The sequence below is a fragment of the Mesorhizobium bavaricum genome (assembly GCF_056781655.1).
This window is the reverse complement of sequence record NZ_CM165566.1, coordinates 1279256-1295309: the sequence shown is the minus strand read 5'-3', so window position 1 is coordinate 1295309 and position 16054 is coordinate 1279256. Positions and strand designations below refer to the sequence as shown.

The 16054-nt window shown below is 63.2% G+C and carries 15 protein-coding genes; 2 read left to right on the top strand and 13 right to left on the bottom strand.

Annotated elements, in window-relative coordinates; all coding sequences use genetic code 11:
- Positions 1–10 precede the first annotated feature (10 nt).
- Complete coding sequence (locus AC1RZR_RS06260; protein ID WP_481827983.1) at positions 11–1081, top strand: TraB/GumN family protein; 1071 nt, start codon at positions 11–13, stop codon at positions 1079–1081.
- A 3-nt stretch (positions 1082–1084) separates the two neighbouring features.
- Here the strand turns inward: AC1RZR_RS06260 and AC1RZR_RS06255 are convergent, their stop codons facing one another.
- The 12 genes from AC1RZR_RS06255 to mdh all read right to left on the bottom strand — a co-directional run bounded on the left by AC1RZR_RS06255 (position 1085) and on the right by mdh (position 14071).
- Entirely contained in the window at positions 1085–1489 is a 405-nt protein-coding gene (locus tag AC1RZR_RS06255) for a DUF2867 domain-containing protein (RefSeq protein WP_481827982.1), read from the bottom strand.
- 687 nt (positions 1490–2176) lie between these two features.
- Positions 2177–3583 carry a dihydrolipoyl dehydrogenase gene (gene lpdA, locus AC1RZR_RS06250; protein WP_481827981.1) on the bottom strand — a complete coding sequence of 469 codons (1407 nt, stop codon included), beginning with the start codon at positions 3581–3583 and terminating at the stop codon, positions 2177–2179.
- A 24-nt stretch (positions 3584–3607) separates the two neighbouring features.
- Positions 3608–4357: an SDR family oxidoreductase gene (locus tag AC1RZR_RS06245; RefSeq protein WP_481827980.1), complete on the bottom strand. Its 750-nt coding sequence runs from the start codon at positions 4355–4357 to the stop codon at positions 3608–3610.
- Complete coding sequence (locus AC1RZR_RS06240; protein WP_481827979.1) at positions 4354–4863, bottom strand: hypothetical protein; 510 nt, start codon at positions 4861–4863, stop codon at positions 4354–4356. The genes AC1RZR_RS06245 and AC1RZR_RS06240 overlap by 4 nt, the downstream gene beginning before the upstream one ends.
- 9 nt (positions 4864–4872) lie before the next feature.
- Positions 4873–5625, bottom strand: coding sequence for a DUF4241 domain-containing protein (locus tag AC1RZR_RS06235; RefSeq protein WP_481827978.1), 753 nt, complete (start codon positions 5623–5625; stop codon positions 4873–4875).
- Positions 5626–5641: 16 nt separating this feature from the next.
- Positions 5642–6928: a 2-oxoglutarate dehydrogenase complex dihydrolipoyllysine-residue succinyltransferase gene (odhB, locus tag AC1RZR_RS06230; RefSeq protein WP_481827977.1), complete on the bottom strand. Its 1287-nt coding sequence runs from the start codon at positions 6926–6928 to the stop codon at positions 5642–5644.
- 48 nt (positions 6929–6976) lie between these two features.
- Positions 6977–9964 carry a 2-oxoglutarate dehydrogenase E1 component gene (locus tag AC1RZR_RS06225; RefSeq protein ID WP_477268894.1) on the bottom strand — a complete coding sequence of 996 codons (2988 nt, stop codon included), beginning with the start codon at positions 9962–9964 and terminating at the stop codon, positions 6977–6979.
- A 121-nt stretch (positions 9965–10085) separates the two neighbouring features.
- Positions 10086–10988 (bottom strand): succinate--CoA ligase subunit alpha, encoded by a 903-nt coding sequence (gene sucD / locus AC1RZR_RS06220; protein WP_136622138.1) that lies wholly within the window; start codon positions 10986–10988, stop codon positions 10086–10088.
- A 13-nt stretch (positions 10989–11001) separates the two neighbouring features.
- Positions 11002–11499, bottom strand: coding sequence for a DUF1579 family protein (locus tag AC1RZR_RS06215; RefSeq protein WP_477268892.1), 498 nt, complete (start codon positions 11497–11499; stop codon positions 11002–11004).
- 2 nt (positions 11500–11501) lie between these two features.
- Positions 11502–11873, bottom strand: coding sequence for a cupin domain-containing protein (locus AC1RZR_RS06210; protein ID WP_379094525.1), 372 nt, complete (start codon positions 11871–11873; stop codon positions 11502–11504).
- Between the two features lie 4 nt (positions 11874–11877).
- Complete coding sequence (gene sucC / locus AC1RZR_RS06205) at positions 11878–13071, bottom strand: ADP-forming succinate--CoA ligase subunit beta (protein WP_481827976.1); 1194 nt, start codon at positions 13069–13071, stop codon at positions 11878–11880.
- 31 nt (positions 13072–13102) lie between these two features.
- Entirely contained in the window at positions 13103–14071 is a 969-nt protein-coding gene (gene mdh / locus AC1RZR_RS06200) for a malate dehydrogenase (protein WP_379094521.1), read from the bottom strand.
- 221 nt (positions 14072–14292) lie between these two features.
- On the opposite strand from mdh, the gene AC1RZR_RS06195 reads away from it, so the two are divergent.
- Positions 14293–14715, top strand: coding sequence for a GNAT family N-acetyltransferase (locus AC1RZR_RS06195; protein WP_481829028.1), 423 nt, complete (start codon positions 14293–14295; stop codon positions 14713–14715).
- An 81-nt stretch (positions 14716–14796) separates the two neighbouring features.
- Here the strand turns inward: AC1RZR_RS06195 and zapE are convergent, their stop codons facing one another.
- A complete protein-coding gene (gene zapE / locus AC1RZR_RS06190) occupies positions 14797–15999 on the bottom strand; it encodes a cell division protein ZapE (RefSeq protein WP_481827975.1) in 1203 nt (400 codons plus the stop codon).
- Between the last annotated feature and the right edge of the window lie 55 nt (positions 16000–16054).

The window sequence follows — 16054 nt, the reverse complement described above, 5'->3', positions numbered from 1 at the left end:
GAACGGTGTCATGAAACGCGTGATCGCCATCGCCGACCGGGCAGCTTCCATATCGCTGAAGCTGCTTGTAGCGCTCAATGTCCTGTTTTTCCTGTCGTTCCTCGCCGTCTTGCTGTTTGCCGCCGGCCGGGCGCATGCCGAAATCCCGACCTGCACCGGCGCCGACATGCTGTCCGCCTTGCAGACGAGCGATCCGGCTATCTATCGGAAGATCGAAGCGGAAGCCGCTGCAACGCCCAACGGCAAGGGCCTGCTGTGGAAGCTGGAAAAGCCGGGCGAAGAGCCGTCCTTTCTGTTTGGCACCATGCACATGACCGACCCGCGCGTCACCACGCTGCCGTCGGCCGCGCAGAAGGCCTATGACGCCGCCGCCACCATCGTCATCGAAACCACCGACGTGCTCGACAAGCAGCAGATGATGGCGGCGATGCTCAAGGAGCCGGACCTGATGATGTTCACCGACTCTACGACGCTGTCGTCTTTGCTGTCGCCGAACGATGCGGCGGCCATGAATGCCGCACTTGACGCGCGCGGCATCCCGCCGGCAACCGTTGCCAAGATGAAGCCGTGGATGCTCTCGGCCATGATGGCGCTCCCGGCTTGCGAACTGGCCCGCCAGTCCGGCGGCGCCCCGGTGCTCGACGTCAAGCTGGCGGAGGGTGCCAAGGCCGCTGGAAAGCCGGTGGAAGGCCTGGAAACGGCTGCCAGCCAGCTGCGCGCCATGGCCTCGCTGCCGATCGCCTTTCACATGAAGGGCCTGGTCGACACGCTGAAGCTGGGCGACAAGGTCAACGACATCAACGAAACCATGATCGTTCTCTACCAGCGCGGCGACACCGGCATGTTCTGGCCGCTGTTCCGTGCGGCCATGCCGGACCAGCAGGACGACCCCGCGGGTTATGCGGCGTTCGAGGAAACCATGATCACCAGCCGCAACAAGGTGATGGTCGAGCATGCCGAGCCGATCCTTGCCAGGGGCAATGCGTTCATGGCGGTCGGCGCCCTCCACCTTCCCGGCCCCGAAGGCCTGGTCGAGGATTTCCGCAAGGCCGGTTATACCGTCACCGCCATGGGCCTTTAGCTTTTACTTGATCAAGATCTGAGCCAGCATCGCCGGAACGATGATCCGGTGAAACGGCTTGACGATCGCGAGATAGGCCCGTCCGAGCCAATTGTGCGTTTTGACGACCGTCGACGCAGCCACCTCCTGCCGGCCCATGCCAAGCTCCCTGACTTCGACCAGGACGCGGAAATCGAGATGCCGGTCGTCCAGTCCAAGGACGACCTTGCCTGGAACCTGGCTGATGAGCGGAAATATCCCGATCCTGCCGTCCGGCAACACTGCAGGTTCCAGGCCCGTCTTCAGTCGAAATGGCCGGACGGCAAAGTTGCGCAGCGCCATGAGCCTGCCGACCCATAAAGGTGTCCGCCCCAAGGCGCGCTCGGCCGCGTTGATTGCGGTCAACGCAAGACCTTCGGTGATCAGCACGTAGCGGTCGGCGAATTGGGCTCCGGCAAGAGCCTCGTTGGGATTCGGGACAATCTGCGCTGTGGGGTTTGTCACGGCAAAATCCTCTGAACCGACCATAGCCAACACAGACACGCCGCGTCGCGTGGCGAATCGCCGCCACTCCCCGGCCCGGAAAGAGCGGATTGCCCTTGTTTTTGGCGTTTTCCAACCCTAGCGTGAAACCTGTTCAACGATTGCGCGTTGAGTCGTGTTGATTGATATTTTTCATCCACGGAGGACACTTTTATGGCGAACACACCGAATCCAAACGATCCGTTCAATTCAGCCACCACCCCCCCACCGCCACGCGGCGGCGGCGGTAGCACCTGGCTGATTGCGCTGGTCGTCGTTATTCTGGCGGTTGTCGCGTATTATGTTTTCGGAAGAAGCGGCGGTGAGCATCCGGCACCCGCCGAAGCGCCAGCGGCCAGCACACCGGCGCCTGCCCCGGCTCCTGCAGAACCGATGAAGCCAGCCGAACCCGCTCCGGCTGCACCCGCTCCGGCAGCGCCTGCCCCTGCAGAACCGGCACCTGCACCCGCGCCGGCCCCAGCGCCCGCACCGGCTCCTGCCGCACCGGCCAACTGATCGGCTCGATATCAAATACGAACGGCCCGCTTTTCAGCGGGCCGTTTTGCTTTTGACAGGAGGTCGCCTGAAAGCCCTTTAGATGTGGATCGGCTTGAAGAAGGTCGCCAGCGCCGCCTCCTTGACCGCCTCCGACATCGTCGGATGCGCGTGGCAGGTGCGGGCGAGATCTTCCGAGGAACCGCCGAATTCCATCAGCACCGCCGCCTCGTGGATCATCTCGCCGGCGCCGAAGCCGACAATGTGGACGCCGAGCACCCGGTCGCTCGCCTTGTCGGCGAGGATCTTGACGAAGCCGTCGGTGTGCAGCATGGCGCGTGCCCGGCCATTGGCGCTGAATGGGAACTTTCCCGCCTTGTACTCGATGCCGGCCTTCTTCAGCTCTTCCTCTGTCTTGCCGACCGAGGCGATTTCCGGGCTGGTGTAGACGACGCTCGGAATGACGTCATAGTTCACGTGGCCGGCCTGGCCGGCAATGGTTTCCGCCACCGCCACGCCCTCGTCCTCGGCCTTGTGCGCCAGCATCGGCCCGGCGATGACATCGCCGATGGCGTAGATGCCGGGCACGTTGGTCTTGAGATGGCCATCGGTCTTGACCCGGCCGCGCTCGTCGACCTCGACGCCGGCCTCCTTCAGCCCGAGACTGTCGGCATAGGCGCGGCGTCCGGTGGCGATCAGCACCGCGTCCGCCTCGATGGTCTCGGCGGCGCCGCCCTTGACCGGCTCGAAGGTGACGGTCGCGCCCTTCCTGGCCTTGGCGACGCCGGTGACCTTGGCACCAAGCTTGAACTCGAAACCCTGTTTCGACAGCAGCCGCTGGAACTGTTTGGAGACCTCGCCATCCATGCCGCCGAGGATGGTGTCGAGGAATTCGACGACGGTAACCTTGGCGCCGAGCCGCGCCCAGACAGAGCCGAGCTCAAGGCCGATGACACCCCCGCCGACCACCACCAGATGGCCAGGCACTTTCTCCAGCGACAGCGCGCCGGTCGACGACACGATGACCTTCTCGTCGATGTCGACCTTGACGCCGGGAATGCCGGCAACGTCCGAGCCGGTGGCGATGACGATGTTTTTGGTCTCGATCTCCTCGACCTTGCCGTCTTCGCCGGTCACCGACAGCTTGCCGGCAGCGATCACCTTGCCCGTGCCGCGAAAGCTATCGATCTTGTTCTTCTTGAACAGGAAGGCGACGCCGTTGACGTTCGACGACACCGTCGCATCCTTGTGCGCCATCATCTTCTTCAGGTTCAATTTCGGCGCTGATACCTCGACGCCGAGCGTATCGAAGGAATGGCCGGCCTCGGCGAACATCTCGGAGGCGTAGAGCAGCGCCTTGGACGGGATGCAGCCGATGTTGAGGCAGGTGCCCCCGAAGGTCGCGTTCTTCTCGACCACCGCCGTCTTCAGTCCGAGCTGCGCCGCCTTGATGGCGCAGACATAGCCGCCCGGTCCCGATCCGATGATAACGACGTCATAAGCCATGATACTGTCCTTCTTCACTGGGGCTCAGCGGCCGCCGCTTACATTCAGGATGGCGCCCGTCGTATAGGACGCCGCGTCGGATAGAAGATAGAGAACCGCGCCGGCGACTTCATCAGCCGTGCCGGCTCTTTTCATCGGCAGCATATCCCGGAACCGCTCCACCCGGTCCGGCTGTCCGCCGGAGGCATGGATGTCCGTGTCGATGATGCCCGGCCGCACCGCATTGACGCGGATGCCTTCCATCGCCACCTCGCGGGCGAGCCCGATGGTGAACGTGTCGATGGCACCCTTGGAAGCGGCGTAGTCGACATATTCGCCTGGCGAACCCAATGTCGCTGCGGCCGACGAGATGTTGACGATCGATCCGCCCTTGCCGCCATGGCGGGTCGACATGCGCTTGACCGCCTCGCGGGCGCAGACAAAGGAACCCACGACATTGATGCGCATCATGCGCTCCAGACGCGAAACGTCCATCTCGTCGACGCGCGCCTTGACGTCGACGATGCCGGCATTGTTGACCAAGGCATCGAGCCGGCCATAGGCGCGATCGACGGCGTCGAACATGGCAACAATATCGGCCTCAACGCCGACATCGCCCTTGACGGCAAAGGCTTCGCCGCCGGCGGCCTTGATCTCGGCGACCAGCACATCGGCGGCGTCCTGATTCGCAGCGTAGTTGACCGCGACGCGGTAGCCGGACTTCGAGCCGAGCCGGCAGATCGCGGCACCGATGCCGCGGCTGCCGCCGGTGACCAGCAGCACCTTCCCGCTCATTCCTGGCATCCCTTCAAGGCAAACACATCCCACGGCACTTTCGAAAATCCGCTGCCGCCATAGGCCGTCGACTGACGCAACCACGATCCAAGATCCGGCAGGATCAGCGTCTTCGGCGCGTCGACACCTTCGGCTGGCAGCAGCCCGATGCTGCCCTTGTCATCCGACGTGTAGACGACACCGTGCCAGGACGTGCAGGCGGCAAGCTCCTCGCCGGTGACGTCGCCCTCCGGGCATTTGTACATCAGCGCGCCGTTCGGCCGCGACACGCCCTCGTTCCACATGACGATGCCATTCAGCACCACATTGTTGTCGAGGATCATCCGGAACGAATTGGTGACGGTCGCCGAGCCGCCGGTCGGGGTAAAATCGATCTCGCTACCGCTCTGGGCCTCGCCATAGACGGCAAGCTCGATCGGGCAGGCGGCGGTCGCGCCCAAGCCAGTGAACAAAGCTGCCAGAGACCCGGCTAGGCATGCGATTGCGGACGGCAACGGGCTTTGCATCGCGGCGACCTAACGGCTCTTGCGGCCATCGGCGTTTTCAAGCACTCCAAAATCGGTCATCAGGAGGAGCGGCTCGCCAGCGGCGCTGAGTCCCCAGAACGATGGATAGATTCCATCACCCCAGCCGCTCGAGAACATCGCAATGTTGGGGGGATTGCCGGCAACGGGGTGATGCATCACGAACCGATCCTGGTTGGGCGCAAACTCGGCTGCCAGCACGTCGTCATAGTAATTCTGCCCGGCTTCAAGCTTGTCCTGCTGCGCAGACATCAACGCCAGTGCCATCTTGTCCATGAACGAACCAAGACCGGCATCGACGGGATAGCCGAATACCTCGTCGCCTTTCAGGGTCGATGCATCCTGATCGGGCAAGGTTGCCAGTTCCCAGCGAAACGGCCTGCCGGGCCGGAAACGCAGGACTGCTGCGGCAACGCCGCCTTGTGCCTCAAGCAACGAAACAGGGTAGTGCCCTGGTTTGACCTTGCGGCTTAACGCTGGCCAGCCGGTTCCGGTAATCAGCGGATCGCAGGCGATAATTTCGCCTGTCGGCAAATCCAGCTCGCCGATCACCGTGACGGTTATCTCACGCTCCGCCATTTGCGCTTCGCTCAGGTCGAAGAGGCCGAGATTGCTGCTCGCCTGCGCCGGATCCCATTCGGCCGACACCACCGCCGGCGTGGACATAGAGGTCCAAGGCTCACGCCGTAAAATCCGTAGCGCACGGCCCAGCCTGAACCCTAACTGCTCCACCCAGCCGCTCATTGCGGATCAGCTCCGATCACAGGTCGAGAACCAGCCGCTCCGGATCCTCCAGGCTTTCCTTGACGCGCACCAAGAAGGTCACCGCTTCCTTGCCGTCGACGATGCGGTGATCGTAGCTGAGCGCCAGATACATCATCGGCCGGATCACGATCTGGCCGCCGACCACCACCGGCCGGTCCTGGATCTTGTGCATGCCCAAAATGCCCGACTGCGGCGCATTGAGGATCGGCGTCGACATCAGCGACCCATAAACGCCACCGTTGGAAATCGTAAACGTGCCGCCCTGCATGTCGGCAACAGACAGCTTGCCGTCGCGCGCCGCGATGCCCAGCCGGCCGATTTCCTTTTCGATCTCGGCGATCGACATCTGGTCGGCATTGCGCACGACTGGCACAACGAGGCCCTTTTCGGTGCCGACGGCAACGCCGATATGGGCATAGTTCTTGAAGATGATGTCGGTGGCGTCGATCTCGGCATTGACCGAGGGGATTTCTTTCAAGGCGTGGGTGACGGCCTTGGTGAAGAAGCCCATGAAGCCGAGCTTCACGCCATGCTTCTTCTCGAACACGTCCTTGTACTTCGTCCTCAGCGCCATCACCGCGCTCATGTCGACCTCGTTGAAAGTGGTCAGCATGGCGGCTGTCGACTGCGCTTCCTTGAGGCGGCGCGCGATGGTCTGGCGCAGCTTGGTCATGCGCACGCGCTCCTCGCGCGATGCATCGTCGCCCGAGGACGGCGCCCGCACCGCAACCGGCGCCGGGGCCGGCGCTGCCTTCGGCGTCTCGGCCGGCTGCGACGGCGCGCCCTTGGAGATCACGTCGAGCACGTCGCCCTTCAGCACCTGGCCGCGCTTGCCCGAGCCGGAGACCTGATCGACCGCCAGATTGTTCTCGGCGATCAATTTTGCCGCAGCCGGCGCCGGCGGCATGGAGCGCGGCTCGACCGCGCCGGCGTCGCCGGCGATCTTGGCGGTTTCGGCCGCCGCCTGCTTGCCGGTCGATGCCGCATCCGGCGACGAGGCCTGCGACACCGCCTGTGGCTTGGTCGCCGGAGCCGCGGCCCCGCCACCCGCCGAAATCGAACCCAGCAACGCGCCGACGCCGACCGTTTCACCTTCCTTGACGGTGATCTCACCCAGCGTGCCGGCGGCGGCGGCAGGCACCTCCACCGTCACCTTGTCGGTCTCGAGCTCGAGCAGTGGCTCATCGGCGGCGATGGTGTCGCCGACCTTCTTGAACCATTTGCCGACGGTCGCTTCGGTGACGGATTCGCCGAGAGTGGGAACGCGGATTTCGGTAGCCATTGTGCCTGTCCGTTTCTTTCGGTTCTGTTTTATTCGCCCGGATCTGTTCTATTCACCGAGCGCGTCTTCGAGCAAGGCGGCGAGCTGGGCAAGGTGCTTCGACATCAGTCCGGTCGCCGGCGAGGCGGCCGCCGGGCGGCCGGTGTAGCGCACCCGCTGATGCTTGGCGTCGATATGCGCCAGCACCCATTCCAGATACGGATCGATGAACGACCAGGCGCCCATGTTCTTGGGCTCCTCCTGGCACCACACCATCTCGGCGTTGCGGAAGCGCGACAGCTCGGTGATCAGCGCCTTGGCCGGGAACGGATAGAGCTGTTCGACGCGCAGCAGATAGATGTCGTTGATACCGCGCTTCTCGCGCTCCTCGTAGAGGTCGTAATAGACCTTGCCCGAGCACAGCACGACACGGCGGATCTTCGAATCCTTGGTGAGCTTGATCGCCTGGTTGGGCAGCAGCTGGGCATCGTCCCACAGCAGCCGGTGGAACGAGCTTTCGCCGGAAATTTCCGGCAGCGTCGACACCGCCCGCTTGTGGCGCAGCAGCGACTTCGGCGTCATCAGGATCAGCGGCTTGCGGAAGTCCCGCTTCAGCTGCCGGCGCAGGATGTGGAAGTAGTTGGCCGGCGTCGTGCAGTTCGCCACTTGCATGTTGTCTTCGGCGCAAAGCTGCAGGAAGCGCTCGAGCCGGGCCGAGGAATGTTCCGGACCCTGGCCTTCATAGCCATGCGGCAAGAGACACACGAGGCCCGACATTCTAAGCCACTTGCGCTCGCCCGAGGAGATGAACTGATCGAACACCACCTGGGCGCCGTTGGCGAAGTCGCCGAACTGCGCTTCCCACAAAGTCAGCGCCTTCGGCTCGGCCAGGCTGTAGCCATATTCGAAGCCCAGCACCGCCTCTTCCGACAGCATCGAGTTGATGACTTCGTAGCCGGCCTGTGCCGCCGACAGGTTGTTGAGCGGGATGTAGCGGGTCTCGTCGCGCTGGTCGTAGAGCACGGAATGGCGCTGCGAAAAGGTGCCGCGCTCGGAATCCTGCCCCGACAGGCGGATCGGATTGCCGTCGAGCAGGATGGCGCCGAAGGCCAGCGCCTCGGCCGTCGACCAGTCGATGCCTTCGCCGGATTCGATCGCCTGGCGGCGGTTCTCGAGGAAGCGGATAATCGTCTTGTGCGCCTCGAAATCCTTCGGCACCTCGGTCAGCTTCTTGCCGATTTCCTTCAGCGTCTTGACCGGCACGGCGGTCTTGCCGCGCCGCTGTTCGTCCTGGTTGTCGGCGGTGCGCAGGCCCGACCAGGCGCCGTCGAGCCAGTCGGCCTTGTTGGGCTTGTAGTGCTGGCCGACCTCCCACTCGGATTCCAGATGTGCCCGCCAGTCGGCCTTCAGCTGGTCGAATTCGGCCTGGGTGATGTGACCTTCAGCGATCAGCCGGTCGGCATAGATCTGCACCGTCGTCTGGTGGGTGCGGATGTTGCGATACATGATCGGCTGGGTGAAGGCCGGCTCATCGCCCTCATTGTGGCCGAAGCGGCGGTAACAGAACATGTCGACCACAACGGGCTTGTGGAACTTCATCCGGAATTCGATCGCCACCTTGGTGGCATGGACCACCGCTTCCGGGTCGTCGCCATTGACGTGGAAGATCGGCGCCTCGATCATCTTGGCCACGTCAGACGGATAGGGCGACGAGCGCGAGAAACGCGGATTGGTGGTGAAGCCGATCTGGTTGTTGATGATGAAATGCAGCGTGCCGGCGACGCGGTGGCCGCGCAGGCCGGACAGGCCGAGGATTTCGGCAATGACGCCCTGGCCGGCGAAGGCCGCATCACCGTGCAGCAACAGCGGCAGCACCTTGGCGCGCTCTTCCAGAGGCACGATCTCCTCGCGGCTGCGGCCGAACAGGTAGTCCTGCTTGGCGCGCGCCTTGCCCATCACCACCGGGTCGACGATTTCCAGATGCGAGGGATTGGCGGTCAGCGACAGGTGCACCTTGTTGCCGTCGAACTCGCGGTCCGACGAGGCGCCGAGATGGTACTTGACGTCGCCCGAACCTTCGACCTCGTCGGGTGCGGCCGAGCCGCCCTTGAACTCGTGGAAGATGGCGCGGTGCGGCTTGGCCATCACCTGGGAGAGCACATTCAGCCGGCCGCGATGCGCCATGCCGAGCACGATCTCCTTCATGCCGAGCTGGCCGCCGCGCTTGACGATCTGCTCCAGCGCCGGGATCAGCGCTTCGCTGCCATCGAGGCCGAAGCGCTTGGTGCCCTTGTACTTGACGTCGATGAACTGCTCGAAGCCTTCGGCCTCGACCAGCTTCTGCAGGATCGCCTTCTTGCCGGTGGCGGTGAAGGTGATCTCCTTGTCGGCACCCTCGATGCGCGCCTGGATCCAGGCCTTTTCCTCAGGATCGGAAATATGCATGAACTCGACGCCGAGCGTCGAGCAATAGGTGCGCGTCAGGATCTCCAGCATCTGCCGTATGGTGCCGAATTCGAGCCCGAGCACATTGTCGAGGAAGATCGGCCGGTCGTAGTCGGCTGACGTGAAGCCGTAATTCTCCGGCGACAATTCATTGTAGTCCTCGAGCGGCTTGGCGATGCCGAGCGGATCGAGATTGGCGTGCAGATGGCCGCGCATGCGGTAGGCGCGGATCATCATGATGGCGCGCACCGAATCGCGCGTCGCCTGGTGCACGTCGGCATCGGAAAGCGCGACACCGTTGACGACGGCCTTGTCCTTGACCTTCTTTTCGATGTGCTTCTCGACGATGCCCCAGTTGCCGTCGAGCGCCGACACCAGTTCGCCATTGGCCTGCAGCGGCCAGGAGGGCTTTGCCCAGGAGGCGCCCTTGGCATTCTTGCGCACATCCCCTGAATCGTCCTTCAGCCCGGCGAAGAACTCCTGCCATTCGGGATTGACCGAAGCTGGATCGTCCTCATAGGCGGCGTAGAGCGCGTCGATATAGTCGGCGTTGCCGCCATAGAGGAATGAGGTGAGCGAAAATTGGTCGTTGGCCTGATCTTGTCTTGCCATGTCTCTATCGAAGCCTTGGCTTCGTCTCCTTGTCAGAGCGAATAGGGAGTAGCGAATAGCGAGCAGGTTCCCCTGAGTCGCGCCGTTACTCTGTTTTCTCTATTCGCTATTCACTACTCACTTAACCCTTGATCGCCTCGACCAGCGTCGTGCCGAGCCTAGCCGGCGAGGGCGAAACTTTTATCCCGGCCGATTCCATCGCCGCGATCTTGTCCTCGGCGCCGCCCTTGCCGCCGGAGATGACCGCGCCCGCATGACCCATGGTGCGGCCGGCCGGCGCCGTGCGCCCGGCGATGAAGCCGGCCATCGGCTTCTTGCGGCCACGCTTGGCTTCGTCCTTGAGGAACTGCGCGGCGTCTTCCTCGGCCGAACCGCCGATCTCGCCGATCATGATGATCGACTTGGTCTCGTCATCGGCGAGGAACATCTCGAGCACGTCGATGAATTCGGTGCCCTTGACGGGGTCGCCGCCAATGCCGACGGCGGTGGTCTGGCCGAGGCCGACATTGGTGGTCTGGAACACAGCCTCATAGGTAAGCGTTCCCGAGCGCGAAACAACGCCGACCGAACCCTTGCGGAAGATGTTTCCCGGCATGATGCCGATCTTGCATTCGTTGGGGGTGAGCACGCCCGGGCAGTTCGGCCCGATCAGCCTCGAGGTCGAACGGTCGAGCCGCGCCTTGACCCTGATCATGTCCATCACCGGAATGCCTTCGGTGATGCAGATGATCAGCGGGATCTCGGCCTCGATCGCTTCCAGGATGGCTTCGGCGGCACCCGCCGGCGGCACATAGACGACGGACGCGTTGGCGCCGGTCTTTTCCTTGCCCTCGGCGACGGTGGCGAAGATCGGCAGGCTTTCGCCCTTCGAGCCGGTCCAGGTCTCGCCACCCTTCTTGGGATGGATCCCGCCGACCATTTTTGTCCCGTGATAGGCCAGCGCCTGTTCGGTGTGGAACGTGCCGGTCTTGCCGGTCAGGCCCTGCACCAGCACCTTGGTGTTCTTGTCGACGAGAATGGACATGGTGGCCCTTTTCTTAGAAATCGTTGATCGAGGAAGGTGAGACACGGCTGTAGACGCCGCTCACCATGTCTTGCCAGGAATTGCCGCCGGCGGGCTGGAACTCCAGCCGCATGCGGTAGCGGTCATTGCTGTCGAAATCGTAGGTCACCCGGGCCGACCCGCGCGGCGATGAGCGGAGCAGCATCAGCCTATTGCCATCCCACGTGCCCGTTGCCGGTGTCGCTGGCACCAAGCCCATCGAATCGAACTGATGCATGGTTACGGCACTGGTTTGTTGGTCGAAGCCGAACACGCTGTGCGCGCCGAACGAAACCGTGCCATCGCGGCGCTGGCGATAGCGCTGCACTACGAACAGGCCGCCAAATTCAGCCACGGCAACCGCTTCGGCCGTCGCTGTGCCGGCATCGGTCCATTGCGTGGCCGCCACCTGTTCTTCGCCACGCCACGTGCCGACCAGCGCCTGCAGGCGCTGGTGATCGGCCGAGAGCGAAGAAAAGGAGGCTGCGGTCATGGTCAGAGCCGCTTCAGATCGGCGACGGTGAGGTCGCTCTTGGCGTTGCCAGTGTTGAGCGTCGTCGCCGGTTCGAACATCAGCACGACAGGCTGTTCGCTCAGCGACCGCGGCCGATGCTCGACGGCGCGCGGCACGACGATGAACTCGCCGCTGGCAAGCTCCACCGTGCCATCGCGAAAATCGATGGCGATGCGGCCGCGCAGCACCAGGAAGGCCTCATCCTCGTTCTCATGCGCGTGCCAGTCGAAGACATCGCCAAACTTGGCGATCTTGACCTGCGATTCGTTGACGTCGCCGGCGATATGCGGATCGAAGACCTTCTTGATCTTTTGATCCGCCGCCTCGATGAGGTTTATCTTGTGCGGAGGCACCAGATCAGCCCTTCACCGCCGCCACGATCTTCTTGGCTGCGTCGTCGAGATCGTCGGCTGACACCACGTTGAGGCCGCTGTCGTTGATGATCTTCTTGCCGAGCTCGGCATTGGTGCCTTCCAGACGCACCACCAGCGGCACTTCCAGGCCGACTTCCTTGACCGCGGCAATCACGCCCTCGGCGATGATGTCGCACTTCATGATGCCGCCGAAGATGTTGATCAGGATACCCTTGACCGCCGGATCCTTGGTTATGATCTTGAACGCCGCCGTCACCTTCTCCTTCGATGCGCCACCGCCGACATCGAGGAAGTTGGCGGGTTCGGCGCCATAGAGTTTGATGATGTCCATCGTCGCCATGGCGAGGCCGGCGCCGTTGACCATGCAGCCGATATTGCCGTCGAGCGCGACATAGGCGAGGTCGTATTTCGACGCCTCGATTTCCTTCTCGTCCTCTTCGGTGGTGTCGCGCAGTTCGAGCACGTCGGGATGACGGAACAGCGCGTTGTTGTCGAACGACACTTTGGCGTCGAGCACGCGCAGCCGGCCGTTCTTCATGACGATCAGCGGATTGACCTCGAGCAGGCTCATGTCCTTCTCGACAAAGGCCTTGTAGAGGATCGGGAACAGCGTATCGCCATCCCGGCCCGCGTCGCCGTCGAGCTTCAGCGCGCCGTTGAGCGCCTTCAGATCGGCTGATGTGACGCCCTTTTCCGGGTCGATGGCGACGGTGATGATCTTTTCCGGCGTGTCATGCGCGACCGCCTCGATGTCCATGCCGCCTTCGGTTGAGACGACGAAGGCAACGCGGCCGACCGAACGGTCGACCAGGATCGACAGATAGAGCTCGCGCTCGATGTCGGCGCCGTCCTCGATATAGAGGCGGTTCACTTGCTTGCCGGCCGGGCCGGTCTGCTTGGTCACCAGAGTATGCCCAAGCATCTCGTTGGCGTTGGTGACCACGTCGGCCACCGACGTCGCCAGGCGCACGCCACCCTTGGCGTCGGGGCCGAGTTCCTTGAACTTGCCCTTGCCGCGGCCGCCGGCATGGATCTGGCTCTTCACCACATAGAGCGGGCCGGGCAGCGCCTTGGCCGCGGCTTCTGCCTCGCTCGCCTTGAACACCGGCACGCCTTCGGCCACCGGCGCGCCGAACGTCTTCAGCAGCGCCTTGCCCTGATACTCATGGATGTTCATCTTCGATATCTCCGGGTCGACTGCTGGGGGGTCACTTCGAGGCGAGATGCGGCGCGATCTTGACGCAGGCCTCGGTCAGGCCCTGCACCGTCGCCACCGAACTGTCGAACATCTTCTGCTCGCTCTTGTTGAGGTCGATCTCGATGATGCGCTCGACACCGCCGGCGCCGATCACCACGGGAACGCCGACATAGGTGTTCTTGACGCCATACTGGCCGGAGAGATGCGCGGCACACGGCAGCACGCGCTTCTTGTCCTTGAGATAGGCTTCCGCCATCGAGATCGCCGAAGCGGCCGGCGCGTAATAGGCCGAGCCGGTCTTGAGCAGGCCGACGATCTCGGCGCCACCGTCGCGGGTGCGCTGGACGATCTGGTCGAGCTTTTCCTTCGAGGTCCAGCCCATCTTGACGAGGTCGGGCAGCGGAATGCCGGCAACCGTCGAATAGCGGATCATCGGCACCATGGAATCGCCGTGGCCACCGAGCACGAAAGCGGTGACGTCCTCGACCGAGACCTTGAACTCCTCGGCAAGGAAATAGCGGAAACGCGCGCTGTCGAGCACGCCGGCCATGCCCACGACATGGCTGTTCGGAAGGCCCGAGAACTTCTGCAGGGCCCAGACCATGGCGTCGAGCGGGTTGGTGATGCAGATGACGAAGGCCTTCGGCGCATATTTCTTCAGGCCGGCGCCGACCTGCTCCATGACCTTCAAATTGATGCCGAGCAAATCGTCGCGGCTCATGCCAGGCTTGCGCGGCACGCCGGCGGTGACGATGCAGACGTCCGCGCCCTCGATGCCCGCATAGTCGTTGATACCGGTGAGGCGGCTGTCGAAGCCATCGACCGGCGACGACTGCGCGATATCGAGCCCCTTGCCCTGCGGGATACCCTCGGCGATATCGAACAACACCACGTCGCCGAGATCCTTGAGGCCGATCATGTGGGCGAGCGTGCCGCCGATCATGCCAGAGCCGATGAGCGCTATCTTGTTGCGTGCCATGTCAGGATGTTTTCCCTTTGTCAGTGACGGCGCCATACGGCGTCGAGGAAGAGGCCGGAATGCTGCGAGGAAACCGCGGAATTCGCCGCACCCAATAGCCCCAGCACGAAATAAATTCAAACGATTATTTCGGAGCTAGCGTTTTCAATCGGTTAGATAGATTGGGATTTACGTAAACGTCAAAGTTTGTGAGCTGACTTGGGAGAATTTAAACAGTGAAGATGGAAATCAGAAGGCTATTCCCAGGCGATGACGCCCTTGTGATGCAGGTCGCTGAGGACGTCTTCGACGAGCCGGTCAGGCCGGATCGGCTGCCAGCCTATCTCCGTGAACCCGGCCATTTCATGATCGTGGCGCTCGCTGATGGCCTGGTCGTCGGGCAATGCGCCGCGGTCGTCCATCGCCATCCCGACAAGGTCAGTGAACTCTATATCGACGAGGTCGGCGTATCGCCCGCCTTCCGGCGCCAGGGCATCGCGCGGAAAATGCTCGACGCGATGTTCGCGATCGGCAGAGAGCATGGTTGCGAGCAGGCCTGGGTCGGCACCGAGCCGGACAATGTGGCTGCCCGCGCGCTTTATGAGTCGCGCAGGGAGCCACATGCGCCGGCGGAGAGCTTCGTCATGTATGTGTATGAATTATAGGCGTCGGCGGGACAGCGCCCCCTCTGTCCTGCCGGACATCTCGATTGGCAGCTGCAGCGCCTCGCACACCCTGAAGACTATCTAGGCCTGCGCCTGTTGCGCCTCGGATAGATGCGCCTTCGGCTTCCGCCGCTCCGCCCAATCCTCCAGCCAGTCGCGGCTTTGCATCTCGATCAGGCGTGATGCGGTGCGTTCGAACTCGAAGACCTCGACGCCTCGCTTGGCCACGTAGAGCTGCGGCGGCGCAGCCTCGGCGCTGACCACCAGCCGCACATGATGGTCGTACAGCGTGTCGATCAAAAGGATGAAGCGTTTGGCCTCGTTGCGCTTGCCTTCGGCGAGCACCGGGATGTGATCGATGAAGACGGTCGAGAAGCGCCCGGCAATCGCCAGGAAATCGCGGGCGCCGAGCGGCTTTTCGCAGAGATCGGCGAAGGAAAACCGCGCCGCATCGCCGGCAGCACGCGGCACGACCACTTGCCGTCCCTTGAGGGTCAGCGAGGTCTCGGCTGTCGGCACGCCACGCGTCATGGTCTGCCAGGCGTCGTCGAGCATATGGTCGGCCGCCGCATCTGCCGGCGTGACGTAGACCGGTGTGCGGGCAAGCTTTTCCAGCCGGTAGTCCTTGTCGGCGTCAAGTGACAGCACCTGCGCGTGCCGCTCCAAAATGCCGATGAACGGCAGGAAAAGCTGGCGGTTCAGGCCGTCGCCATAAAGATTTTCCGGCGCCACGTTCGAGGTGGCGACCAGCACTACGCCGCTGGCAAACAGCGCCGAGAAGAGCCGCGACAGGATCATCGCGTCGGCAATGTCGGTGACCGAGAACTCGTCGAAGCACAGCACCCACGCCTGCTCGGCAAGCGCCTTGGCGACCGGCGGGATCGGGTCGTCCTCCTTGACCGTACCGTCCTTGCGCGCCTGCCGGTGCTTCTGGATACGGTCCTGCACATCGGCCATGAAGTCGTTGAAGTGGACGCGGCGCTTGCGCCGCACCGGCAGCAATTCGAAGAACATGTCCATCAGCATGGTCTTGCCGCGGCCGACGCCGCCATGGATGTAGAGGCCCTTGACGGGCTCATGCGTCTCGCGCTTGCGGGCAAACAGCCAGCCCAGCGCACTGGACTTGTGTGCCAGCCGCTTGGCCGAGATCTCGTCGGTCAGCCGGTCGAGCGCGGCGGCGATCCGTTCCTGCGCCGGATCGCGTTCGATCGCGCCGGTTTCCACCAGATGGTCATAGCGCTGCCTGACGGTCGCATGGGTCTGGAGGCCGTCACGCAGATGCATCGGTCACGTCGTTCTGGAGCAATTCCAGGAAAAGTGTGTAGCGGTTTTCCATCCG